Below are 22,487 nucleotides of genomic sequence, written 5' to 3'. Positions count from 1 at the left end.
GGCACGGCACCGGTGTCTTCGTCCACGTCTCGACGGCCGAGGTGTACGGCCCGGTGCCGGACGGGAGCGTGCCGGAGACCGCCCCCCTGCGGCCCGGTCCCCGCGCCGCCGCCGCGCGCTGGCCGGCGCGGCCGTGGTGGCCGCGCTGGCCGGCGGGGGCGGGTACCTCTACGCCTCCCGCCCCGCGCCGCCCGCGCCCGTGGCGGCGCCGGAGCCGCCCGCGCCGTCCCAGGTGGTCTCGTTCGCGTACGGGCACCCGGTGGAGCCCTCGGAGCCGGGCGGCGCCTTCGCCTTCACCGTCCGTGTCGCCGCCTCGTCCGGGCCGCCGGTGACGGTCGAGCGGATCGGCCAGCCGTCGCGTGCGCTGACCGTCGCTTCCCGGCCACGGCCGCCGCTCGTCGTCACCGCCGGCGAGGCCCGCGACCTGGTGGTGGAGATTCAGGCCATCGATTGCGTGCATGTAGCACGGAATTCGGGGCTTCCCTTTCTTGAGGTAACTCTGAGCAATCGACGCCAGAAAGAAGAGCACGGTTACATCCTGGGTGACCGTTATGCGCGCGATCTCTCCGACGCTCTGACCAGGGCTTGTCCCGAAGATCGAGACGCGGAGCCCCCCGGTGCGTCATGAGCGAAACGCCCAACACTCCTGCGCCGTCAGGACTCAAACCACCTGACAGTCCTGCCGCGTCTCAGTATGCGGACAAGACGAACCGACCGGAATTCCCCCGTTCCACCCCCAGAGATCCGCTATGTATTACGCCGTGGCATAACAAGAGAGTCACATCATTGGCCTGAGCCCTCCATATCGGCCTATCAGCCGCCTAGAGTCACGGCCAGTCACCGCGACCACCGGATTTCCTTCGCTCCGGTTTCCCGCGATACGACTCGGCGCGTCCCACGGGGGACGCTGTGCCTGGAAAGGACTGATCGTGCGTCATCGTTCGCTCATTGCCGTGACGGCCGCGCTTGCCGCGGGTGCCCTCACTCTCACCGCCTGTGGTTCGCGCGACGACAAGGGTGGTAACGACGCCGGCGGCGGCGACACCACGGTCGTCATCGGCGTCGACGCCCCGCTCACCGGCGACCTGTCGGCCCTCGGCCTCGGCATCCGCAACTCCGTCGACCTGGCCGTCCGCCAGGCCAACGAGAAGAAGTACGTCAAGGGCGTCACCTTCAAGATCGAGGCCCTCGACGACCAGGCCCAGGCCTCGTCCGGCCAGCAGAACGCCACGAAGCTCACGGCCAACAAGGACGTCCTCGGCGTCGTCGGCCCGCTGAACTCCTCGGTCTCCGAGTCGATGCAGAAGGTCTTCGACGACGCCAAGCTCGTCCAGATCTCCCCGGCCAACACCAGCCCGTCCCTGTCCCAGGGTCCGAAGTGGGCGACCGGCGAGAAGGTCCGCACCTACAAGAGCTACTTCCGCACCGCCACCACGGACGCCATCCAGGGCCCGTTCGCGGCGCAGTACCTCTTCAACAAGGCGGGCAAGAAGAAGGTCTTCATCATCGATGACAAGAAGACCTACGGCGCCGGCCTCGCCGGAACCTTCAAGGGCGAGTTCACCAAGCTCGGCGGCGCCGTCGCAGGCGAGGGCCACATCGACCCGGAGAGCAAGGACTTCTCCGCGATCGTGACCCAGGTCAAGAGCTCGGGCGCCGACGTCGTCTACTACGGCGGCGAGTACCCGGCGGCCGGCCCGCTCAGCAAGCAGATCAAGGCGTCGGGCACCAACATCCCGCTCGTCGGCGGCGACGGCATCTACGACAAGAAGTTCGTCGAGCTCGCGGGTGAAGGCGCCGTCGGCGACCTCTCCACCTCCGTCGGCGCGCCCGTCGAGAGCCTGCCCTCCGCCAAGGAGTTCGTCGCCAACTACGAGAAGGCCGGCTTCAAGGAGCCGTTCGCTGCCTACGGCGGCTACTCGTACGACTCCGCCTGGGCCATCATCGAGGGCATCAAGGCCGTCGTCGACGGCAACGGCGGCAAGCTGCCCACCGACGCCCGCGCCAAGGTCCTCGGCGCCGTCCAGAGCGTCTCCTTCGAGGGTGTGACCGGCAAGGTCTCCTTCGACGAGTTCGGTGACGCCACCAACAAGCAGCTCACCGTCTACAAGGTCGAGGGCGGCGACTGGAAGTCCGTCGAGTCCGGCACCTTCGGCGGCTGACCTCCACCAGCTAGCGGACCACGTCCCCTGGCACCCACCACACCTGCCGCGCGGGGCGCGCACACCACAGCGCCCCGCGCGGTGTCACATCCGTCGAAAGACTCGGAGGACCTGCGGTGCACGAACTGCCGCAACAGCTGGTCAACGGCCTGCTACTGGGATCCATGTACGGGCTCGTCGCCATCGGCTACACGATGGTCTATGGCATTGTCCAGCTCATCAACTTCGCCCACGGCGAGATCTTCATGACCGGCGGCTTCGGAGCCCTCACGGTCTGGATGATGCTCCCCTCGGGCTCGACCATGTGGGTCGCGCTGCCCCTGATGCTCATAGGCGCGGTCTTCGTGGCCACCACCATCGCAGTCGCCGCGGAACGCTTCGCCTACCGCCCACTGCGCAACGCTCCGCGCCTCGCACCACTCATCACCGCCATCGGGCTCTCCATCGCCCTCCAGCAGGCGGTATGGGCCTGGTACCCGGGCGCGACGAGCTCGCTCGTCTTCCCCGAGATCCCCGGCGGCCCCTTCCACCTCGGAAGCATCACCATCCAGACCGGTGACATCTTCCTCCTCATCGCCGCCCCCATCTCCATGGCCTTCCTCGGCTTCTTCGTCAAGAAGACCCGCACCGGCCGCGGCATGCAGGCCACCGCGCAGGACCCCGACACCGCGAAGCTGATGGGCGTCAACACCGACCGCATCATCACCACCGCCTTCGCCCTCGGCGCCGTCTTCGCCGCCGTCGGAGCCGTCGCCTACGGCCTCAAGTACGGCGAGGTCAACTTCAAGATGGGCTTCCTCCTCGGCCTCAAGGCGTTCACCGCCGCCGTCCTCGGAGGAATCGGCAACATCTACGGCGCCATGGTCGGCGGCCTCGTCCTCGGCCTCGCCGAGACCCTGACCACCGTCTACGTCGCCGAAATCCCCGGCCTCGAACAGCTCGGTGGACAGTCCTGGGGCAACACCTGGGCGTTCGTACTTCTCATCCTCGTGCTCCTCTTCCGGCCGCAGGGCCTGCTGGGCCAGCGCGTGGCGGACAGGGTGTGAGATCCATGACGACGACCATCACCGCGGACACCGCGAAGACCACACCCGCACCGGACAAGGGCTTCATCCCCCTCCCCGAGAAGACAGCCCGCGCCCTGGCCACCGTCGGCGGCGCACTCACCGTCCTCTCCTCCTTCCTCGCCTGGACCTGGACCTCCGCCTTCCCCGGCGACCTCACCGTCTACGGCTACCCCGGCGGACTCCAGTGGCTCGCCCTCATCGGCGGCGCCCTCACCACCGCCTTCGGCCTCGCCTCCTACGGCGTCAAGGGCTTCCGCTGGCTCGCACCCTCCGGAGCCGACGCAGCGATCAAGCTCTCCGCCCTCGCCGCGTTCGCCGTCGTCTGGTACACCGTCATCGCCATCGTGGTGAGCCTCGGTGCGATCGTCGACCTCGAACCCGGCGCCGGCATCGCCGCCGTCGTCAGCCTCCTCGCCGTCATCGGAGCCTTCGCCCTGCCCTTCGAGCGCCCCTCGCTCGAAGGACCGGACCCCGACGACACCGGCTGGGACAAGTTCAAGCACGAAGCCGGCAACAAGTGGACGACCGTCAAGGCCTCCCTCGCCTCCGGTCCCGCCACCCCCGCCCGCGCCCTGCCCTCCTGGGCCGAGATCCTCCTGATCGCCGCCGTCCTCGGACTCGGCCTCACCGTCTTCACCTACGGCATCACCACCCCGTACCAGGAACTCTTCATCGGCTTCCTGCTCGTCACGGGCTTCGGTGCCGCCGCGCTCAACAAGGCCGGCCTCATGGCCCGCGTCACCACCCTCACCGCCCGCCACCGCAACGTCGCCCTCGTCGGCGCCTTCGCCGCCGCGGCCGCCTTCCCCCTCACCCAGACCGACGACCAGTACGCGAACCTCGGGGTCAACATCCTGATCTTCGCCACCGTCGCCCTCGGCCTGAACATCGTCGTCGGCCTCACCGGCCTCCTCGACCTCGGATACGTCGCCTTCCTCGGAGTCGGCGCCTACACCGCGGCCCTGGTCTCCGGCTCCCCGAACTCCCCGTTCGGCGTGCAGCTCCCCTTCTGGGCCGCACTCCTCGCCGGCGCCGCCGCCTCAATGATCTTCGGCGTCCTCATCGGCGCCCCGACCCTGCGCCTGCGCGGCGACTACCTCGCCATCGTGACGCTCGGCTTCGGAGAGATCTTCCGCATCTCCATGAACAACCTCGACGGCGTCTCCGGCCCCGACGTCACCAACGGGCCCAACGGCGTCGCCAACATCCCCAACATCAACCTCTTCGGGTTCGACTTCGGGGCGGCACACACAATCGCCGGCTTCACCATCGGCCGCTTCGCGAACTACTTCCTGCTGATGCTGCTGATCACGCTCATCGTGGTCCTCGTGTTCCGCCGCAGCGCGGAATCCCGCATCGGCCGCGCCTGGGTCGCCATCCGCGAAGACGAGACCGCCGCCGAAGCCATGGGCATCAACGGCTTCCGCGTCAAGCTCATCGCCTTCGCCCTCGGCGCCACCCTCGCCGGCCTCGCCGGCGTCGTCCAGGCACACGTCCAGTACACGGTCACCCCCGACCAGTACCAGTTCGCCAACGCCGTACCGCCGAACTCCGCCTTCCTCCTCGCCGCGGTCGTCCTCGGCGGCATGGGCACCATCGCCGGACCGCTCGTCGGCGGATCACTCCTCTTCCTGATCCCCAACAAGCTCCAGTTCCTCGGCGAATACCAGCTCCTCGTCTTCGGATTCGCACTCATCGTCCTCATGCGACTGCGCCCCGAAGGCCTCATCCCCAACCGGCGCAACCAGCTCGAACTCCACCCCGACGCTGCAGCTCCGACGGTCCTCGGCAAGGCAGGGGTCTGACCCATGACGACCACCACCACCGCCCCCAGCACGGCGGAGACCGTCCTCGACGCACGCGGCGTCACGATGCGCTTCGGCGGCCTCACCGCCGTCCGCAACGTCGACCTGACCGTCCGCAGCGGCGAGATCGTCGGACTCATCGGCCCCAACGGCGCCGGCAAGACCACCTTCTTCAACTGCCTCACCGGCCTCTACATCCCCACCGAGGGCGAAGTCCGGTACAAGGGCACGATCCTGCCGCCCAAGTCCTACAAGGTCACCGCCGCCGGCGTCGCCCGCACCTTCCAGAACATCCGTCTCTTCAACAACATGACGGTCCTGGAAAACGTACTCGTCGGCCGCCACACCCGCACCAAGGAGGGCCTCTGGTCCGCCCTGCTGCGCCTCCCCGGCTTCCACCGGGAGGAAAAGGCCAGCCGCGAAAAGGCCATGGAACTCCTGGAGTTCATCGGCCTCGACAGCAAGGCCGAACACCTCGCACGCAATCTCCCCTACGGCGACCAGCGCAAGCTGGAGATCGCCCGCGCGCTCGCCAGCGACCCCGGCCTCATCCTCCTGGACGAGCCCACCGCCGGCATGAACCCGCAGGAGACCCGGACCACCGAAGAACTCATCTTCGCCATCCGGGACAAGGGCATCGCCGTCCTCGTCATCGAGCACGACATGCGCTTCATCTTCAACCTCTGCGACCGGGTCGCCTGCCTCGTCCAGGGCGAGAAGCTCATCGAAGGCACCGCGAGCGAGGTCCAGGGCGACGAGCGCGTCGTCGCGGCGTACCTCGGGGAGCCCTTCGAGGGCGCCCCCGGCGCCGAGGAAGCCGCCGAGGTCGAGGCCGCGGAGATCGAGGCCGCCGAGGCCGTGGCCGCGGACGCCGAAGCCGCCGAAGCCGAAGCCGCGGACACGGACGCGGACACGGACACCGGAGCCGAGGCGCACAGCACCACCAGCACGGACGGAGAGGCCAAGTGACCGCACTCCTCGAGGTCGAGGACCTCCGCGTCGCCTACGGCAAGATCGAAGCCGTCAAGGGCATCTCGTTCAGCGTCGACGCCGGCCAGATCGTCACCCTCATCGGCACCAACGGCGCCGGCAAGACGACCACGCTGCGCACCCTGTCGGGCCTGATCAAGCCGCGCGGCGGCCAGATCAAGTTCAACGGGAAGTCGCTGAAGAAGGTGCCCGCGCACGACATCGTCGCGCTCGGACTCGCCCACTCCCCCGAGGGGCGGCACATCTTCCCGCGCATGACGATCGAGGACAACCTCCTCCTGGGCGCCTTCCTCCGCAAGGACAAGGAAGGCATCCAGCAGGACGTGCAGCGCGCCTACGACCTCTTCCCCATCCTGGGAGAGCGTCGCAAGCAGGCGGCCGGCACCCTGTCCGGCGGCGAGCAGCAGATGCTGGCCATGGGCCGTGCGCTCATGTCCCGGCCGAAGCTGCTGATGCTGGACGAGCCGTCGATGGGCCTCTCGCCGATCATGATGCAGAAGATCATGGCGACCATCGCCGAGCTCAAGGCGCAGGGCACCACCATCCTGCTGGTCGAGCAGAACGCCCAGGCGGCGCTCTCGCTGGCCGACCAGGGCCACGTGATGGAGATCGGCAACGTGGTCCTGTCGGGCCCGGGCCGCGAGCTCCTGGTCAACGAGGACGTCCGCAAGGCGTACCTCGGCGAGGACTGAGAAACGCGTGAGGCCCACCTCCCCCCGGGGGAGGCGGGCCTCACGCATGCCCGGGGCACGCCGGGCGCGCGGTGTGCGGCGCCCGGTGCGCGGGCTCAGCCCTTGGCGGCGTTCTTCTTCTCCTCGGCGTCCTCGATGACCGCCTCGGCGACCTGCTGCATGGACATGCGGCGGTCCATGGAGGTCTTCTGGATCCAGCGGAACGCGGCCGGCTCGGTGAGGCCGTACTGGGTCTGCAGGATGCTCTTGGCCCGGTCGACGAGCTTGCGGGTCTCCAGTCGGAGGGAGAGGTCGGCGACCTCCTTCTCCAGTGCCTTCAGCTCCGCGAAGCGGGAGACGGCCATCTCGATGGCCGGCACGACGTCGCTCTTGCTGAACGGCTTCACAAGGTACGCCATGGCCCCGGCGTCGCGGGCGCGCTCGACGAGGTCGCGCTGCGAGAACGCGGTGAGCATGAGCACGGGGGCGATGGACTCCTCCCCGATCTTCTCGGCGGCGGAGATCCCGTCCAGGACGGGCATCTTCACGTCGAGGATGACGAGGTCGGGGCGGTGCTCGCGGGCCAGCTCCACGGCCGTCTGCCCGTCGCCGGCCTCGCCGACGACGGAGTACCCCTCCTCCTCGAGCATCTCCTTGAGGTCGAGACGGATGAGCGCCTCGTCCTCGGCGATGACGACGCGGGTCGTCAGCGGCGGAACGTGCGACTGGTCGGCGTCGGGCGTGGGCGTCGACTCGTGCTCGGCGGTCACGGGGGGCTCCTCTTTGCGGGGCATAACAGCTCCCCCGAGCCTACCCAGCTCCTGTAAGGTGGCGTCACACAGGGTTCACGCAATCCTTCGTTTCGTAGGCCCCAGTACTCCAACGGTTAGAGAGGCCGCTCTCAAACAGCGGACAGTGTGGGTTCGAATCCCACCTGGGGCACCTTTCCTTAGTTTCCAAGGTCACGCGAACGTAGCTGACCTCCCCCTTTCGGGGGAATTTGCCGGAACGCGCAGGCACTGCCGAGCAATCTTGCGCACAGTCGCCCGCATGTACGATCTGGCAACTCGGCGCCACGCGGTGGACCTTCTTGAGACCGGGCGGAGCCTCAATTCCGTCAGCAAGGCGACCGGGATATCCCGGTCCGCGATTCGCGCCTGGTGCGCACGCATCGATCCGCTGCCCCGCCTCAACCAGGCGGCGCCGTGCACGGGACCCGCCGACCCGGCCGCGTACGCCTATCTGCTCGGCCTCTACCTGGGCGACGGCTGCATCAGTCGGCACCCGCGCGGCGGCCACCACCTCCGCATCGCGTGCGCCGACGCCTGGCCCGGGCTGATCGAGGAGTGTCGTACGGCGATCCTCGCGGTCCGACCGACCGACAAGGTGTACGTCCTGCAACGCCAGGGCTGCGTCGCCGTCACGAGTTACGGGCGGCACTGGACGTGCCTCTTTCCGCAGCACGGGCCCGGCAAGAAGCACGAGCGGCTCATCGCCCTCGAAGGCTGGCAGCAGGAGATCGTCGACGCACACCCCTGGGAGTTCCTCCGGGGGCTCATCCACTCCGACGGGTGCCGGACCACGAACTGGACCACCCGCCTCGTCGGGGGTGTGCGGAAGCGGTACGAGTACCCCCGCTACTTCTTCACCAACAAGTCCGGCGACATCACCGGTCTCCTGACCGCGACCCTGGACCGGCTCGGCGTCGAGTGGAAGCGGGCGAACGCCTGCAACGTATCGATCGCGCGGAAGGAATCCGTGGCGCTCATGGACCTGCACATCGGGCCGAAGCACTGACCCGGGGATATTGATGTGCGGGCCATCCATGGTGGCCGTAGAGTCGACGCCCGTGGAACCGCTCTCCGAGAAACAGATCCGTTCGTCCTTCGTGAACTGCACCAAGGGCGAGGCGTCGCGGCTGAGGCTGCCGCTCGACTTCACCGAACTGCCCTGGCAGGACCTGGACTTCCTGGGGTGGGTGGATCCGGGGGCGCCGCTGCGGGCGCATCTCGTGCTGCCCCGGGAGGCGGGGCCGCTGGGGATCTCCCTGCGGGTGCCCTCCGTGGGGCGGACCAGTGCGCTGAAGTCCAGCCTGTGCCAGATCTGCCTGACGGGGCACGCCTCCTCCGGGGTCACTCTGCTCGCCGCCCCGCTGGCGGGGGCCCGGGGCCGTGAGGGGAACACGGTGGGCACGTACTTCTGCGCGGACCTCGCCTGTTCCCTGTACGTGCGCGGGAAGCGGCAGCCGAAGCTGCGTACGGCGCGGTACGAGGAGTCGCTGACGGTGGACGAGCGGGTGGCGCGGATGGCGGGCAACCTGGACGCGTTCGCGGCCAAGGTCGCGGCCGGCTGAGCGGTTACGGAAGGTCGCCGTCGCCGCCCAGGTTGGCGACGGTGCGGCGCAGGACGTCGATGGTGTGCGCGTGGGTTGTGGCGATGAAGGGGACCGCGTGATGAGTGAGAAGGCCCGGAAGCTGTTCGAGGCGCTGGATCTGGACGCGAACGGCGAGCTGACCCGTGTCGAGGTGATCACGGCGCTGCGGTCGAAGGGGCCGACGCTGGCGGCGCGGGGGGATCTGCCGTTCTGGGGCGTGGGGGATGTGGACGCGTCGTCGGCGTTGTTCGACGCGGCGGATCAGAACGGGGACGCGGTGTTGTCGTTCGAGGAGTTCGCGGCGGTGGTCGACCGGCGGTTCGGCTGGTAGGTGGTGCGGCCCGGTGGGTGGCGGGTGCCGCGTCGGGCGGGTGCCCGACGCGGCGTCGGTCGGCGCGCGGGGGGGGTCAGCGGACGGCGTCGCCGATGTGGTGGATGCGGACCAGGTTGGTCGATCCGGTGACGCCGGGGGGCGAGCCGGCGGTGATCACGACGACGTCGCCGGGGACGCAGCGGCCGATGCGCAGGAGTTCTTCCTCGACCTGGGCGACCATCGCGTCGGTGGAGTCGACGTGGGGGCCGAGGAAGGTTTCGACGCCCCAGGTGAGGTTGAGCTGGGAGCGGGTGGCGGGGTCGGGGGTGAAGGCGAGGAGTGGGATCGGTGAGCGGTAGCGGGAGAGGCGCCGGACGGTGTCGCCGCTCTGGGTGAAGGCGACGAGGAACTTCGCGTCGAGGAAGTCGCCCATTTCGGCGGCGGCGCGGGCGACGGCTCCGCCCTGGGTGCGGGGCTTGTTGCGGTCGGTGAGGGGTGGGAGGCCCTTGGCGAGGATGTCCTCTTCGGCGGCTTCGACGATGCGGGACATCGTGCGGACCGTTTCGACGGGGTACTTGCCGACGCTGGTCTCGCCGGAGAGCATGACGGCGTCGGTGCCGTCGATGACGGCGTTGGCGACGTCGGAGGCTTCGGCGCGGGTGGGGCGGGAGTTGTCGATCATCGAGTCGAGCATCTGGGTGGCGACGATGACGGGTTTGGCGTTGCGCTTGGCGAGTTTGACGGCGCGCTTCTGGACGATCGGGACCTGTTCCAGGGGCATTTCGACGCCGAGGTCGCCGCGGGCGACCATGATGCCGTCGAAGGCGGCGACGATGTCGTCGATGTTCTCGACGGCCTGGGGCTTCTCGACCTTGGCGATGACGGGGAGGCGGTGGCCTTCCTCGTCCATGATGCGGTGGACGTCGTCGATGTCGCGGCCGCTGCGGACGAAGGAGAGGGCGATGACGTCGGCGCCGATGCGCAGGGCCCAGCGGAGGTCGTCGATGTCCTTCTCGGAGAGGGCGGGGACGGATACGGCGACGCCGGGGAGGTTGAGTCCCTTGTGGTCGGAGACCATGCCGCCTTCGATGACGGTGGTGTGGACGCGGGGGCCGTCGATGGCGGTGACTTCGAGGGTGACGCGGCCGTCGTCGACGAGGATGCGCTCCCCGGTGGTGACGTCGGCGTTGAGGCCCTTGTAGGTGGTGCCGCAGGTGTGGCGGTCGCCTTCGAGGTCTTCGACGGTGATGGTGAACTCGTCGCCGCGTTCAAGGAGTACGGGGCCTTCGCGGAAGCGGCCGAGGCGGATCTTCGGGCCTTGAAGGTCGGCGAGGACGCCGACGCTGCGGCCGGTCTCGTCGGAGGCCTTGCGTACGCGCTGGTAGCGCTCCTCGTGTTCGGCGTAGGTGCCGTGGCTGAGGTTGAGGCGGGCGATGTCCATTCCGGCTTCGACCAGGGCTTTGATCTGGTCGTATGAGTCGGTGGCGGGGCCCAGGGTACATACGATTTTCGCTCGGCGCATGAGGCGAGCGTATTCCCCTACCAACGGGTAGGTAATCGCTTCCAGGTGTCCACTCAACAACCTTTGGGAAAAAGGTTGTTGACAACTGTTGAATGTGCATGGGGGTGCTCTGATGAGCACCCCCATGGCGCGTTCTGTGCGGTTTCTCAGAGCTGGGGAGGGGTCATCGTGAAGCGGGCGTTCACCTGGGCGTAGACGGTCTGCCGCTGGGGTTCGAGGTCGAGCGGCGGGGCTCCCGCGTCCTCGGTGGCGCTGAAGGCCATGGTGCGCATGCTGCCGCCGGGGCCGGCCGCCTGGAAGGGGACGGCGTTCTCCGCGCCGAGGTCGGCGAGTTCGACGAGGGCGGAGAGGCGGGAGCCGAGGGCTTCGGCGTACTCGCGGGCTCGCTGGACGGCTTCGAGGACGGCTTGCCGGCGGGCTTCGCCGTGGGCGGGCGAGGTGGGCCGCAGGGCCCACCAGGGGCCGTCGACCTGGGTGAGTTCGAGGTCCGCGAGGCGGGTGGTGAGTTCACCCAGGGTGGTGAAGTCGTTGAGCTCCGCGGTGATGTGCACGCGGCCGTGGTAGGCGCGGATCCGGTCGCCGCGGCCGTGGCGGGTGAGTTCGGGGCTGATGGAGAAGGCGCCGGTCTCGAGCTTCTCCACGGGGTCGCCGTAACTCTTGACGAGGTCGAGGACGGCGTTGTTGCGCCGGGTGAGGTCGTCGAGGGCGCTGCGGCGGTCGGTGCCGCGGGCGCTCACGGTGATGCCGATGCGGGCGATCTCGGGGTCGACCTCGATGCGGGCCTCGCCGCAGACGGCGACGCGGGGTACGTCCGGGGTTCCGTAGGGCTGGTGCGCTGCGTCCTGAGTCATGCCTTCACTGTCGCACTGTCGTGCGTACGGGCGTGGTCACCGGATCGAAACCTGGCAGGGGTGTTGCGGCTTGTTACCGCTGGGTCAGAATCTACGCGCGTTGTTCACGCCTCAAAAGGGGAGATGGCATGGCGTTCGACCGCAGGACTTTTCTGGGAACCACGGCCGCGACCGGTGCGGCCGTGGCGTTGACGGGGGCCACGAGCACCCCGGCCGCCGCGCTTTCCACGCCGCGGACCTACGCGTTCACCGTGATGGGCACGACCGATCTGCACGGGAACGTCTTCAACTGGGACTATTTCACGGACAAGGAGTTCGACGACAAGGCGCACAACGACGTCGGCCTGGCGAAGATCTCCACCCTGGTGAACCGGGTCCGGGAGGAGAAGGGCCGGTGCAACACGCTCTTGATCGACGCGGGTGACACGATCCAGGGCACCCAGCTGTCGTACTACTACGCGAAGGTCGACCCGATCACGGCACGGCGGGGCCCGGTGCACCCGATGGCTCAGGCGATGAACGCGATCGGTTACGACGCCGCCGCGCTGGGGAACCACGAGTTCAACTACGGCATTCCGGTGCTGCGGAAGTTCGAGGAGCAGTGTGACTTCCCGCTGCTCGGGGCGAACGCGCTGGACGCGAAGACCCTGCGGCCGGCGTTTGCGCCGTACAGCATGCACCGGTTGCGGACGCCGCACGGCCGGGACGTGAAGGTGGCGGTGCTGGGGCTGACGAACCCGGGGATCGCGATATGGGACAAGGCCAACGTGCAGGGGAAGATGACCTTCCCGGGGCTGGAGGAGCAGGCGGCGAAGTACGTGCCGAAGCTGCGTTCGATGGGCGCCGACGTGGTGATCGTTTCGGCGCACTCCGGGTCGAGCGGAACGTCCTCGTACGGGGACCAGTTGCCGTACGTGGAGAACGCGGCGGGGCTGGTGGCGGAGCAGGTGCCGGGGATCGACGCGATCCTGGTGGGGCACGCGCACACGGAGATCCCGGAGTACCGGGTGAAGAACCGGGCGACCGGCAAGGACGTGGTGCTGTCGGAGCCGCTGAAGTGGGGGCAGCGGCTGACGCTGTTCGACTTCGAGCTGACGTGGGTGAAGGGCCGCTGGTCGGTGGCGAAGGTCGCGGCGCGGGTGCTGAACTCCAACGAGGTGGCCGAGGACCGGAAGATCACCCGGCTGCTGTCGGACGAGCACCGCAAGGTCGTGGCGTACGTCAACCAGGTGATCGGTACGTCCACGCAGGCGATGTCCTCGGCGGAGGGGCCGGTCAAGGACGTGGCGATCATCGACCTGATCAACCATGTGCAGGCGGAGACGGTCAGGGCCGCGCTGGCGGGTTCGCAGTGGGCGGCGCTGCCGGTGCTGTCCCAGGCGTCGTGCTTCTCCCGGACGGCGGCGATCCCGGAGGGCCGGGTGACGCTGCGGGACGCGGCGGGCCTGTACCCGTTCGAGAACACGCTGGAGGCGCGGCTGCTGACCGGTGCGCAGCTGAAGGACTATCTGGAGTACTCGGCGCGTTATTTCGTGCGGACCGCGCCCGGTGACGTGGTGGACCCGGCGAAGCTGACGAACGCCGATGGGATTCCGGACTACAACTACGACGCGGTGTACGGGTTCACGTACGGCATCGACATCGCGCAGCCGGCCGGTTCGCGGATCACGGGGTTGTCGTTCGGGGGTGTGCCGGTGGATCCGGCGGCCCGGTTCGTGTTGGCGGTGAACAACTACCGGGCGTCGGGGGGTGGGAACTTCCCGCACGTGCCGCAGGCGAAGCAGGTGTGGGCGGACTCGGACGAGATCCGCAACACGATCATCCAGTGGGTGAAGGCGAAGGGGACGGTGGATCCGTCGGCGTTCGCCTCCGTGGACTGGCGGCTGACGCGGGCGGGCGTGCCGGTCTTCGGGGCCTGATCGTCCGTTTCGGGGGGCCGGGTTCCGCTGCGGCGGGGCCCGGCCTCCCGGCGTGTGCGGGGTGTGGTCCTTTCCGGTCACGACACCCCCTAGGGGTGTTCGACGAGCGGGAGCAGTTCTCCGGCGGGCCGGGGGCGGGTGTGTTCGCGCTGGTCGAGGCCGAAGGTGGTGAAGGCGGTGCGCACCGGCTGGGGGTAGGGCTCCTTGCCGGTGAGGGTGTTGAGGATGGTGGCGCTGCGCCAGGCGGCGAGTCCGAGGTCGGGGGCTCCGACGCCGTGGGAGTGGCGGTCTGCGTTCTGGACGAAGATGCTGCCGGTGATGCTGGGGTCCAGGACCATGCGGTGGCGGTCGTCGATGCGGGGGCGGCCGGAGGAGTCCTTGCGGAGGTAGGGGTCGAGGCCGGCGAGGAGGCTGCCGAGGGGGCGTTCGCGGTAGCCGGTGGCGAGGACGACGGCGTCGGTGGTGAGGCGGGAGCGGGTGCCTTGTTCGAGGTGTTCGAGGTGGAGTTCGACCTTGGTGGTGGCGACGCGGCCGGCGGTGCGGACGCTGACTCCGGGGGTGAGGACGGCGTCGGGCCAGCCGCCGTGCAGGGTGCGGCGGTAGAGCTCCTCGTGGATGGCGGCGATGGTGTCGGCGTCGATGCCCTTGTGGAGCTGCCATTGGGCGGGGACGAGGCGGTCGCGGACCGGTTCGGGCAGGGCGTGGAAGTAGCGGGTGTAGTCGGGGGTGAAGTGCTCCAGGCCGAGCTTGGAGTACTCCATGGGCGCGAAGGAGGGTGTGCGGGCGAGCCAGGTGAGGCCCTCGTGGCCGGTGGGGCGGGCGCGGAGCAGGTCGAGGAAGACTTCGGCGCCGGACTGGCCGGATCCGATGACGGTGACGTGGCCGGCGGCGAGGATGCGCTCGCGGTTGTCGAGGTAGTCGGCGGAGTGGATGACCGGGACGGTGGGGGCGTCGGCGAGGGGGCGCAGGGGTTCGGGGACGAACGGGGTGGTGCCGATGCCGAGGGCGAGGTTGCGGGTGTGGGTGCGGCCGAGGGCTTCGGCTTCGCCGTCGGCGTCGACCTGGGTGAAGTCGACTTCGAAGAGGTCGCGTTCGGGGTTCCAGCGGACGGCGTCGACCTGGTGGCCGAAGTGGAGTCCGGGGAGGCGGCCGGCGACCCAGCGGCAGTAGGCGTCGTATTCGGCGCGCTGGATGTGGAACCGCTCGGCGAAGTAGAAGGGGAAGAGGCGTTCCTTGTGCTTGAGGTAGTTCAGGAAGCTCCACGGGCTGGCCGGGTCGGCGAGGGTGACGAGGTCGGCGAGGAAGGGCACTTGGAGGGTGGCGCCGTCGATGAGGAGGCCGGGGTGCCAGCGGAAGTCGCGGCGCTGGTCGTAGAAGGCGGTGGCGAGTTCGCCGGCTCCCTGCTGGGGCAGGCCGTGGGCGAGGGCCGCGAGGGACAGGTTGAACGGGCCGATGCCGATTCCGACGAGGTCGTGGGGCGCATCGAGGTGGGCGGTCATCGGGTGCTGCCTTCCAGGAGGGCGACGAGGGTGTCCAGGTCCCGCGCCGTGGTGTGGGGGTTGAGCAGGGTGGCCTTGAGCCAGAGGCGGCCGTCGGCGCGGGCGCGGCCGAGGACGGCGCGGCCTTCGTGGAGGAGGGTGCGGCGCAGGGTGGCGAGCTGCTCGTCGTCTGCGCGGGCGGGGCGGAAGAGGACGGTGCTGATGGTGGGCGGGGCGTGGAGTTCGAAGCCGGGGTGGGCGTCGAGGAGTCGTGCGAGGTCCTGGGCGAGTGCGCAGGTGCGGTCGATGAGGTGGACGAGGCCGTCGCGGCCGAGGGAGCGGAGGGTGGCCGCGATCTTCAGGGCGTCGGGGCGGCGGGTGGTGCGCAGGGAGCGGCCGAGGAGGTCGGGGAGGCCGGCTTCGGTGTCGTCGGTGGCGTTGAGGTAGTCGGCCTGGTGGGCGAGGGGGGCGAGGAGGGCGGCGTCGGGGACGGTGAGGAGTCCGGCGGCGACGGGCTGCCAGCCGAGTTTGTGGAGGTCGACGGTGAGGGACCGGGCGCGGTCGAGGCCGGCGAGTTTGGGGCGGTGGCGGGGGCTGAGGGTGAGGAGTCCGCCGTAGGCGGCGTCGATGTGGAGTTCGGCGTCGTCGCGGCGGTCGCAGAGGTCGGCGATCTCGGGGAGGGGGTCGATGAGGCCGGCGTCGGTGGTTCCGGCGGTGGCGGTGACGAGGACGGGGCCGGTGGTGGTGGCGAGGGCTTCGGCGAGGTCGGCGGGGTGGAGGGTGCCGGTGGGGGTCGGTACGGACATGGCGGGCGGGAGGCCGAGGAGCCAGGCGGCGCGGGGCACGGAGTGGTGGGCGTTGGCGCCGTGCAGGACGGTGAGGGCCGGGCCGTGGCGTTCGCGGGCGAGGAGGAGGGCCAGTTGGTTGGACTCGGTGCCGCCGGTGGTGACGAGGGCGTCGGGGTCGGGGCCGCGGGGATGGAACTCGGCAGCGAGGGCGCGGGTGAGGAGGGCTTCGACGGCGGAGGCGGCGGGGGCCTGGTCCCAGGAGTCGAGGGAGGGGTTGAGGGCGTTGGCGGCGAGGTCAGCGGCGGCCGCGACGGCGAGCGGCGGGCAGTGGAGGTGGGCCGCGCAGAGTGGGTCGGCGGGGTCGGCGGCGCCGGCGGCGAGGGCGTGCACGAGGGTCCGCAGTGCTTCGTGGTCGCCGGTTCCGTGTGCGGGGAGCACGTCGCCCAGGGCGGCTCGGACGCGGGCGGTGGTGGTGTCGGGCCCGCCGGCGGGGAGGGGTCCGCGGCGTGCGGCGGCGCCGGTGCGCAGGGCGTCGAGGACGGTGTCGAGCAGGGGCCGCAGCGCGTCGGGGCCGGCGTGGCCGCCGGCGAGCGGGGGCGGGGGCGGCGGGGGGCGGGTGCCGGGCAGCGCCGTCATGCGGGGTCCCTCCGGGGGCTGGGCGGGGTGGGGGCCGCGGCCGCCGGGGCGGGGCGGGGCACCCGGTCCGTACAACGAGGGGACCCGAATGGGGTAACCGCCGGGGTGTGACGGGGGACGATTTTCGGCCGTGGCCTCCTGGGGGGGCGGGGGGTACGGGTGTGCCGGTGCGGGGGGGCGCTGCTGGGGGCCGGGGGCCGGGGACCGGGGCCGCTGCGCGGGCTGCTCCCCGGCCCGCCCTTCCTCCGTTCCCCGGGCTCCGCCCGGCCCCGGTCCTCAAACGCCGGACGGGACGCAGGGGGGCGGGCTCGGGGTGAGCGGGGCCGGGTCGGGAGCCGGGTGGGGCGGAGGGGGCGGGGCCGGGGCCTCGTGGGGGCCCCGGCCGCGCGGGGTCAGGTTGTGCGGATGTGGAGGGCGCGGGCCAGGTCGTCGAGCTGGTCGATCAGTTTGCGGCGCAGCAGCGGGAGGATCTCGGGGTTCTCCAGGCAGGCGCGGCCCGTTTGGAGGTGGGCCTCGTCGGCGGCGTGGACGGGGAACGCCCAGCGGCCGGCCGCCTCGGCGATGGCCGGGCCGCGGCGGGCCCCGAGGGCGACGGCGTCCGGGTAGAACCGGGGCACGTACTCCCGTACGAGATCGGCCTGTTCGGGCTGCCAGAAGCCCTGGGCGGTGGCGCTGAAGAGGTAGTTGGAGAGGCTGTCGTCGTGGAAGAGGCGGTCCCAGGCGGCGGCCTTGGCCTCGGGGGTGGGGAGGGCGGCGCGGCAGCGGGCCGCGCCTTCCTCGCCGGTGGCGCTGGGGTCGGCGGCGAAAGCGGCGTCGATCCGGTCCTCCCCGACGGCTCCGAGGACGGAGAGCCGGGCCAGGATCCGCCAGCGCAGCTCGGGGTCGAGTGCGGGGCCGCCGGGGACGGTGTCGTCGTCGAGCCAGGCGGTGAGGGTGTCGGGGCGGGTGGCGCTGTCGATGAGGACGCGTACGGCGGCCAGCCGCAGGCCGGGCGCCGAGCCGTCCTCGGTGCGCCGCAGCAGGTCGCGGGCGATGCCGGTGAGGGTGCCGAGTGCCTCGGTCCGCTGTGCGGGGGCGAGGTAGCGGTCGGCGATCTGAGTGCGGGCGAAGGCGAGGACGCCTTGGACGACGGCCAGGTCGGCTTCTTCCGGCAGGTGGGCCTCGGCGGTCGTCAGGTAGTCCGCCGGGGCGAGTTCCCCGTCGCGGACCATGTCGCGCAGGGAGTTCCAGACGACGGCTCGGGTGAGTGCGTCGGGGATGCCGGACAGGCCGCGCAGGACGGTCTCGACGGAGGTGTCGTCGAGGCGGACCTTGGCGTAGGTGAGGTCGCCGTCGTTGAGGAGCAGGAGGGCGGGGCGGGGTCCGTCTGCGGAGACGACCTCGTCGGAGGGGATGTCGAGGTGGAGGAGGTCGGTGCGTTCCAGGGTCCGCCCCTCGCCGGGGTCGCGGTGGTAGACGCCGACGGCGATGTGGTGCGGGCGGCTGCCGTCGCGGTCGACGGTGAGGGTCCAGCCGCCGGGGCCGCCGGGGCTGTCCTCGATCCGCGGGCGGAGGGTGTCGATGCCGGTGGTGCGGAGCCAGACCTCGGCCCAGGCGTGGACGTCGCGGTCGGTGTGGGCGGCGAGGGAGTCGACGAAGTCGGCGAGGGAGGCGTTGGCGAACTTGTGGCGGGCGAAGTGGGTGTTGATGCCGGCCAGGAAGTCCTTCTCGCCGAGCCAGGCGACGAGCTGGCGCAGGGCGGAGGCGCCCTTGGCGTAGGAGATCCCGTCGAAGTTCAGGAGGGCGGAGGCGGTGTCGGGGACGTCCTCGGGGGCGGGGGCGACGGGGTGGGTGGAGGGGCGCTGGTCGGCGTCGTAGCCCCAGGACTTGCGGGTGACGCCGAAGTCGACCCAGGTGTCGGTGAAGCGGGTGGCTTCGGTGAGGGTCTGGTAGCCCATGTATTCGGCGAAGGACTCGTTGAGCCAGATGTCGTCGAACCAGGCGAGGGTGACGAGGTCGCCGAACCACATGTGGGCCATCTCGTGGGCGATGACCATGGCGCGGGTCTGGCGTTCGGTCTCGGTGACGGCGGAGCGGTAGATGAACTCGTCGCGGAAGGTGACCAGTCCGGGGTTCTCCATGGCGCCGGCGTTGAACTCGGGGACGAAGGCCTGGTCGTAGGAGTCGAAGGGGTACGGCTCGCTGAACTTCTCCTGGTAGCGGTCGAAGCAGTCCCGGGTGACGGAGAGGATCTCCTCGGCGTCCTCGTCCAGGTGGGGTGCGAGGGACTGCCGGCAGTGGAGGCCGAAGGGCAGTCCGGCGTGTTCGACGCGCACGCTGTGCCAGGGGCCTGCGGCGACGGCGGCGAGGTAGGTGGAGATGAGGGGGGTCGGGGCGGAGCGCCAGACGCCGGCTCCGTCGGTTTCGCGGTCGCCGGTGCGCGTGGTGACGCCGTTGGCGAGGACGGTCCAGTGGGCGGGGGCGGTGACGGTGAACTCGAAGACGGCCTTGAGGTCGGGCTGGTCGAAGGCGGGGAAGACGCGCTGGACGTCGTCCATGAACATCTGGCTGTAGACGTACGTCTCCCCGTCCGCGGGGTCGGTGAAGCGGTGCAGTCCTTCCCCGGTGCGGGAGTAGCGCATGCGGGTGTCGATGCGCAGCTCGTGGGGGCCTTCGGTGAGGCCGGTGAGCGGGAGGCGGTTGCCGGTGAGGGCCGCCGGGTCGAGGGGGTCTCCGTCGAGGGTGGCGGAGCGCAGCTCGTCCGGTTTCAGTTCCAGGAAGGTGTCTCCGGGAGCGAGGGCCGTGAACCGGATGACGGTGGTGGAGCCGAAGGTGTCGTCGCCGCCGGTGAGATCGAGGGTGACGGCGTAGTGCCGGACGTCGAGGAGCCGGGCTCGGAGCTGCGCTTCGGTGCGCGTCAGTGCGGACATGGGCCCATGCTGCCGCAGTGGGCGGCCGGACCCCAGTCTTCTACTCCTCGCCCGCGGCGATCGTCTCGTGGTGGCGGATGACCTCGGCGATGATGAAGGTGAGGAGCTTCTCGGCGAAGGCCGGGTCGAGCTTGGCGTTCTCGGCGAGCTGGCGCAGCCGGGCGATCTGACTGGCCTCGCGGCCCGGGTCGGCCGGCGGCAGCTGGTGGCGGGCCTTGAGGTGGCCGACCTGCTGGGTGCACTTGAAGCGTTCGGCGAGCATGTGGACGACGGCCGCGTCGATGTTGTCGATGCTGTCCCGCAGTCGGGACAGTTCGGCGGAGACGTCCCCGTCGGTCGTCTTGGCGGTGTCCGGGTGCGTGCCGTGGTCGGTGGCGCTGTTGTTCATGGTTCCCGAGAATACGCGGCGGCTGCCGGTGGTTTCCCCCGGCCGGCCGGCTGGTGAGACGGGGTTGCGGGCGGGCTGTGGACATGGGTGGGCGGGCCGTGGGCATGCCGTGGGCGGGCCGCCCTTTCACTTGCCAATCTGGAAAGTATTCGCCATATTGGCAAGTGTTGGTCACGCGACGCACAGGACCGGGGGGAACGGATCATGAGCGATTCAGAACGTGCCGTGGGGGCGCTGGACCGGGCGGTGGGCCTGGAGAAGGCCGCACGGGCCGGGAGCGGCTGGTACGCGCGCTACCTGTGGATCTTCGCGGCCGGGCAGCTGGTGCTGGTACCGGTGTCCCTGCTGTGGCACGGCCCCGCGGCGGCGGTGTTCTTCGCGCTGGCCAACACCCTGCTGGTGGCCGGGCTGAGCGTGTACGCCGCGCGGCAGCGCGTGGTGCGGCGCGGCTTCGGCCTCAAACACGGGCTGCTGATCGGCTGCTGGGCCACCGTGTTCGGTCTCGCCGTCGCACTCGGCACCACGGTGTTCGCCGACGACGTGGCCTTCGCGGCGGTGGCCGCGCTGGGGTGCGCGCTGCCGCCGGCCCTCGGCGCCTGGTCCGAGACCCGGGGCACGGTGTGAGCGGCCAGCGACCGGACACGGGGCCGGACACGGAAGCGGACACGGGGCCGGACACAGGGCCGGGCCCCGGGCCGGAGGGGGCGCCGGCGGGGGCCGGGGCGCGGGCCGGAGACGGGGCCCCGGCGGGGGAAAGGCGCGGCGGTCACCCCCGGCACGATCTGGCGCCGCTGCTCAACGCGCCCGTACGGCTGTCCGTGGTGGCGGCGCTGGTGCCGCTGGACAAGGCCGAGTTCGGTTTCGTACGCGATCTGGTCGAGGTCAGTGACTCGGTGCTGTCCAAGCAGGTCGCGGCGCTGGAGGAAGCGGGCTGGGTGGCGGTCCGCAAGGGGCGGGTGGGGCGCCGGCCGCGTACCTGGCTCTCGCTGACGGCCGAGGGCCGGGCGGTCTACCAGCGGCATCTGGCCGCGCTGCGCGCCATCGCGCTGGGATAGGGCGGGGGCCGCCCGGGCCGGGTCGCCGGGGCCGGGCCTCCCGGACCGGGCCTGTGCGGATCGCGCCGGGGCGACGGGCCTCACAGGGGCAGCGTCGCGGTGACGAGCCAGCCGCCCTCGGGGGCAGGCCCGGCGGTGAGGCGGCCGCCGAGGGCCTCGGCGCGTTCGGCCATGCCGACGAGGCCGTAACCGCCGCCGCGGGCGTTGTCGGAGAGTTTGGCGCAACGGCCGCCGTCGTCGGCGACGCGGATCTCCAGCCCGGCCGGAACCGTCCGCAGGCCCACCCGGACGGCGGTGGCGGTGGCCGCGTGCTTGCCGATGTTGGTGAGGGCTTCGAGGACGATGCGGTGCGCGGTGGCCGCGACGTCGCCGGGGAGCCGGTCCTCCAGGCCCTCCTGGACGTACAGGGCGACGGGCGGGCCGGTGACGGAGAAGCGCTCGGTGAGCCCGCGCAGGTCGGCGAGCCCCGCGACCGGGGCGGTACCGGGGGCGGGCCCGGCCCCGGTGTCGTTCTCGCGGAGGACCTTGACGAGGCGGCGCATCGAGCCGAGTGCCTCGTCGCCCGCGGTCTCGATCCGGCCGAAGATCTCCGCGGCGCGTTCGGCGGAGACCTGGGTGAAGCGGGCCGCCCGCGCCTCGACGACGATGCCGGTGACGTGGTGGGCGACGAGGTCGTGGAGCTCGCGGGCGAGCTCCAGGCGCTCCGCGGTGCGTACGGCGCGCAGCTCGCGCACCCGCTGCCCGGACTGGAGGCGCAGCAGGAGCGAGTACGCGGCGACGACCACGGCGAGCACGGAGAAGAGCAGGGTGAACCGGCCGGGGTCGGCGTCCCGGACCGGCACGGCCATGCAGCCGAGGCCGAGGAGCGGGCCGAGGACGACGGCGGTGCGGGCGGGGGCGCGCAGCAGCACCTGGGAGAGCAGGACGAGGAGGGCGATGGCCTCGCCGCCGCCCCAGACGACGAGGGGATGGTTGCCGAAGATCAGCAGGAGGGTGACGGCCCAGGTGACGGCCGCGGCGAACCAGGCCCGGGTCAGGAGCGGGAGGGCGGGCCAGGGTGCGGCGCTGAGGCAGACGAGGATGCCGGACGCCCATACGGCGGCGTGCGGGAGGCTGGGCTGACGGGCCAGGACCACGCCCTCGAAGGTGACGAGGGCGAGCAGGACGAGGGAGAGGGCGAGGCGGATCCAGTCGGCGGCGCGGGGGTTGCGGCGGGCCCAGCTGGCGAGCGGACTCACCGGCGCCCCCCGCCGCCGCCCCCGGAGCCGGGGCTCCCGGGCCCGGAACCCTCACCGGCACCCGCCGTACGGACACCCGCCCCCGGACCGGTGGCACGTACGGCGCCGGTGGGCCGCGAAACGGCCGGGGCAGGGGCACGTAGGAGACCGGCGGCACGCAAGGGACCCGCGGCACGTAGGAGACCGGCGGCACGCACGGGACCCGCCGCGCGCACGGGACCCGCGGCCCCGGACACGCTGGAGGTCACGGCGCGCACGGAGGACGGGATCATCATGGGCCTGCGCCACCGGGAGCACGACGTCGAGGGCGTGCAGTTCCAC

The 22,487-nt window shown here is 70.9% G+C and carries 20 protein-coding genes and 1 tRNA gene; 13 read left to right on the top strand and 8 right to left on the bottom strand.

The features are described from left to right. Window positions 1-133: 133 nt before the first annotated feature. The 6 genes from ABT106_RS23140 (at window position 134) to ABT106_RS23115 (ending at window position 6,716) form a co-directional block, all read left to right on the top strand. Window positions 134-628: a Tat pathway signal sequence domain protein gene (locus ABT106_RS23140; protein WP_351280446.1), complete on the top strand. Its 495-nt coding sequence runs from the start codon at window positions 134-136 to the stop codon at window positions 626-628. 301 nt (window positions 629-929) lie between these two features. Next, the gene (locus ABT106_RS23135; RefSeq protein WP_351280444.1) at window positions 930-2,162 is read left to right on the top strand and encodes a branched-chain amino acid ABC transporter substrate-binding protein; all 1,233 of its coding nucleotides are present in this window, start codon (window positions 930-932) and stop codon (window positions 2,160-2,162) included. Between the two features lie 116 nt (window positions 2,163-2,278). After that, window positions 2,279-3,208, top strand: coding sequence for a branched-chain amino acid ABC transporter permease (locus ABT106_RS23130; protein ID WP_267722258.1), 930 nt, complete (start codon window positions 2,279-2,281; stop codon window positions 3,206-3,208). 5 nt (window positions 3,209-3,213) lie between these two features. Continuing rightward, window positions 3,214-5,034 carry a branched-chain amino acid ABC transporter permease gene (locus tag ABT106_RS23125; protein WP_351280441.1) on the top strand — a complete coding sequence of 607 codons (1,821 nt, stop codon included), beginning with the start codon at window positions 3,214-3,216 and terminating at the stop codon, window positions 5,032-5,034. 3 nt (window positions 5,035-5,037) lie between these two features. Continuing rightward, window positions 5,038-6,003 (top strand): ABC transporter ATP-binding protein, encoded by a 966-nt coding sequence (locus ABT106_RS23120; protein WP_351280439.1) that lies wholly within the window; start codon window positions 5,038-5,040, stop codon window positions 6,001-6,003. Next, window positions 6,000-6,716: an ABC transporter ATP-binding protein gene (locus ABT106_RS23115; protein WP_267722255.1), complete on the top strand. Its 717-nt coding sequence runs from the start codon at window positions 6,000-6,002 to the stop codon at window positions 6,714-6,716. Before ABT106_RS23120 ends, ABT106_RS23115 begins: the two co-directional genes overlap by 4 nt. 95 nt (window positions 6,717-6,811) lie before the next feature. On the opposite strand, the gene ABT106_RS23110 is transcribed toward ABT106_RS23115, so the two are convergent. Continuing rightward, window positions 6,812-7,489 (bottom strand): ANTAR domain-containing response regulator, encoded by a 678-nt coding sequence (locus ABT106_RS23110; protein ID WP_351280435.1) that lies wholly within the window; start codon window positions 7,487-7,489, stop codon window positions 6,812-6,814. Window positions 7,490-7,563: 74 nt separating this feature from the next. Here ABT106_RS23110 and ABT106_RS23105 point away from each other — a divergent pair. The 4 genes from ABT106_RS23105 (at window position 7,564) to ABT106_RS23090 (ending at window position 9,400) form a co-directional block, all read left to right on the top strand. Beyond that, a tRNA-Leu gene (locus ABT106_RS23105) sits at window positions 7,564-7,637 on the top strand. Between the two features lie 108 nt (window positions 7,638-7,745). Further along, complete coding sequence (locus ABT106_RS23100) at window positions 7,746-8,492, top strand: transcriptional regulator (RefSeq protein ID WP_351280433.1); 747 nt, start codon at window positions 7,746-7,748, stop codon at window positions 8,490-8,492. Between the two features lie 52 nt (window positions 8,493-8,544). Further along, entirely contained in the window at window positions 8,545-9,048 is a 504-nt protein-coding gene (locus ABT106_RS23095; protein ID WP_351280430.1) for an FBP domain-containing protein, read from the top strand. A 100-nt stretch (window positions 9,049-9,148) separates the two neighbouring features. Beyond that, window positions 9,149-9,400, top strand: coding sequence for an EF-hand domain-containing protein (locus ABT106_RS23090; RefSeq protein ID WP_351280427.1), 252 nt, complete (start codon window positions 9,149-9,151; stop codon window positions 9,398-9,400). Window positions 9,401-9,476: 76 nt separating this feature from the next. Here ABT106_RS23090 and pyk read toward each other — a convergent pair whose 3' ends face one another. Both pyk and ABT106_RS23080 read right to left on the bottom strand, forming a co-directional pair. Beyond that, on the bottom strand, window positions 9,477-10,904 hold the full coding sequence (gene pyk / locus ABT106_RS23085) for a pyruvate kinase (protein ID WP_351280424.1): 1,428 nt from the start codon (window positions 10,902-10,904) through the stop codon (window positions 9,477-9,479). A gap of 146 nt (window positions 10,905-11,050) precedes the next feature. Beyond that, window positions 11,051-11,755, bottom strand: coding sequence for an SIMPL domain-containing protein (locus ABT106_RS23080; protein ID WP_351280421.1), 705 nt, complete (start codon window positions 11,753-11,755; stop codon window positions 11,051-11,053). Window positions 11,756-11,883: 128 nt separating this feature from the next. On the opposite strand from ABT106_RS23080, the gene ABT106_RS23075 reads away from it, so the two are divergent. Continuing rightward, a complete protein-coding gene (locus ABT106_RS23075) occupies window positions 11,884-13,674 on the top strand; it encodes a bifunctional metallophosphatase/5'-nucleotidase (RefSeq protein ID WP_351280418.1) in 1,791 nt (596 codons plus the stop codon). An 89-nt stretch (window positions 13,675-13,763) separates the two neighbouring features. Here the strand turns inward: ABT106_RS23075 and ABT106_RS23070 are convergent, their stop codons facing one another. The 4 genes from ABT106_RS23070 to ABT106_RS23055 form a co-directional block, all read right to left on the bottom strand. Beyond that, complete coding sequence (locus ABT106_RS23070; protein ID WP_351280415.1) at window positions 13,764-15,173, bottom strand: lysine N(6)-hydroxylase/L-ornithine N(5)-oxygenase family protein; 1,410 nt, start codon at window positions 15,171-15,173, stop codon at window positions 13,764-13,766. After that, window positions 15,170-16,576: a pyridoxal phosphate-dependent decarboxylase family protein gene (locus tag ABT106_RS23065; protein ID WP_351280413.1), complete on the bottom strand. Its 1,407-nt coding sequence runs from the start codon at window positions 16,574-16,576 to the stop codon at window positions 15,170-15,172. Before ABT106_RS23065 ends, ABT106_RS23070 begins: the two co-directional genes overlap by 4 nt. 392 nt (window positions 16,577-16,968) lie before the next feature. Continuing rightward, the gene (pepN, locus tag ABT106_RS23060; protein ID WP_351280411.1) at window positions 16,969-19,485 is read right to left on the bottom strand and encodes an aminopeptidase N; all 2,517 of its coding nucleotides are present in this window, start codon (window positions 19,483-19,485) and stop codon (window positions 16,969-16,971) included. 40 nt (window positions 19,486-19,525) lie between these two features. Beyond that, window positions 19,526-19,873, bottom strand: a complete 348-nt coding sequence (locus ABT106_RS23055) for a chorismate mutase (protein ID WP_351280408.1) — start codon at window positions 19,871-19,873, stop codon at window positions 19,526-19,528. A 204-nt stretch (window positions 19,874-20,077) separates the two neighbouring features. Between ABT106_RS23055 and ABT106_RS23050 the strand changes: the two genes are divergently transcribed. Next, window positions 20,078-20,497, top strand: coding sequence for a hypothetical protein (locus ABT106_RS23050; protein ID WP_351280405.1), 420 nt, complete (start codon window positions 20,078-20,080; stop codon window positions 20,495-20,497). 194 nt (window positions 20,498-20,691) lie between these two features. Further along, a complete protein-coding gene (locus tag ABT106_RS23045) occupies window positions 20,692-20,928 on the top strand; it encodes a transcriptional regulator (protein ID WP_502979462.1) in 237 nt (78 codons plus the stop codon). An 80-nt stretch (window positions 20,929-21,008) separates the two neighbouring features. Here the strand turns inward: ABT106_RS23045 and ABT106_RS23040 are convergent, their stop codons facing one another. Then, the gene (locus tag ABT106_RS23040) at window positions 21,009-22,166 is read right to left on the bottom strand and encodes a sensor histidine kinase (protein ID WP_351280402.1); all 1,158 of its coding nucleotides are present in this window, start codon (window positions 22,164-22,166) and stop codon (window positions 21,009-21,011) included. Window positions 22,167-22,487: the final 321 nt, after the last annotated feature.

The organism is Streptomyces sp. NPDC002044, assembly GCF_040296725.1.
GTDB lineage: Bacteria > Actinomycetota > Actinomycetes > Streptomycetales > Streptomycetaceae > Streptomyces > Streptomyces antarcticus.
The sequence above is the reverse complement of the archived record's forward strand: the minus strand, read 5'-3'. Positions and strand labels throughout refer to the sequence as shown.

Coding starts and splice junctions, on each gene's coding strand:
- ABT106_RS23125 (WP_351280441.1), top strand. CDS start 3,214: ATGACGACGACCATCACCGCGGACACCGCGAAGACCACACCCGCACCG.
- ABT106_RS23120 (WP_351280439.1), top strand. CDS start 5,038: ATGACGACCACCACCACCGCCCCCAGCACGGCGGAGACCGTCCTCGAC.
- ABT106_RS23110 (WP_351280435.1), bottom strand. CDS start 7,489: ATGCCCCGCAAAGAGGAGCCCCCCGTGACCGCCGAGCACGAGTCGACG.
- ABT106_RS23100 (WP_351280433.1), top strand. CDS start 7,746: ATGTACGATCTGGCAACTCGGCGCCACGCGGTGGACCTTCTTGAGACC.
- ABT106_RS23090 (WP_351280427.1), top strand. CDS start 9,149: ATGAGTGAGAAGGCCCGGAAGCTGTTCGAGGCGCTGGATCTGGACGCG.
- pyk (WP_351280424.1), bottom strand. CDS start 10,904: ATGCGCCGAGCGAAAATCGTATGTACCCTGGGCCCCGCCACCGACTCA.
- ABT106_RS23080 (WP_351280421.1), bottom strand. CDS start 11,755: ATGACTCAGGACGCAGCGCACCAGCCCTACGGAACCCCGGACGTACCC.
- ABT106_RS23075 (WP_351280418.1), top strand. CDS start 11,884: ATGGCGTTCGACCGCAGGACTTTTCTGGGAACCACGGCCGCGACCGGT.
- ABT106_RS23070 (WP_351280415.1), bottom strand. CDS start 15,173: ATGACCGCCCACCTCGATGCGCCCCACGACCTCGTCGGAATCGGCATC.
- ABT106_RS23065 (WP_351280413.1), bottom strand. CDS start 16,576: ATGACGGCGCTGCCCGGCACCCGCCCCCCGCCGCCCCCGCCCCCGCTC.
- pepN (WP_351280411.1), bottom strand. CDS start 19,485: ATGTCCGCACTGACGCGCACCGAAGCGCAGCTCCGAGCCCGGCTCCTC.
- ABT106_RS23055 (WP_351280408.1), bottom strand. CDS start 19,873: ATGAACAACAGCGCCACCGACCACGGCACGCACCCGGACACCGCCAAG.
- ABT106_RS23050 (WP_351280405.1), top strand. CDS start 20,078: ATGAGCGATTCAGAACGTGCCGTGGGGGCGCTGGACCGGGCGGTGGGC.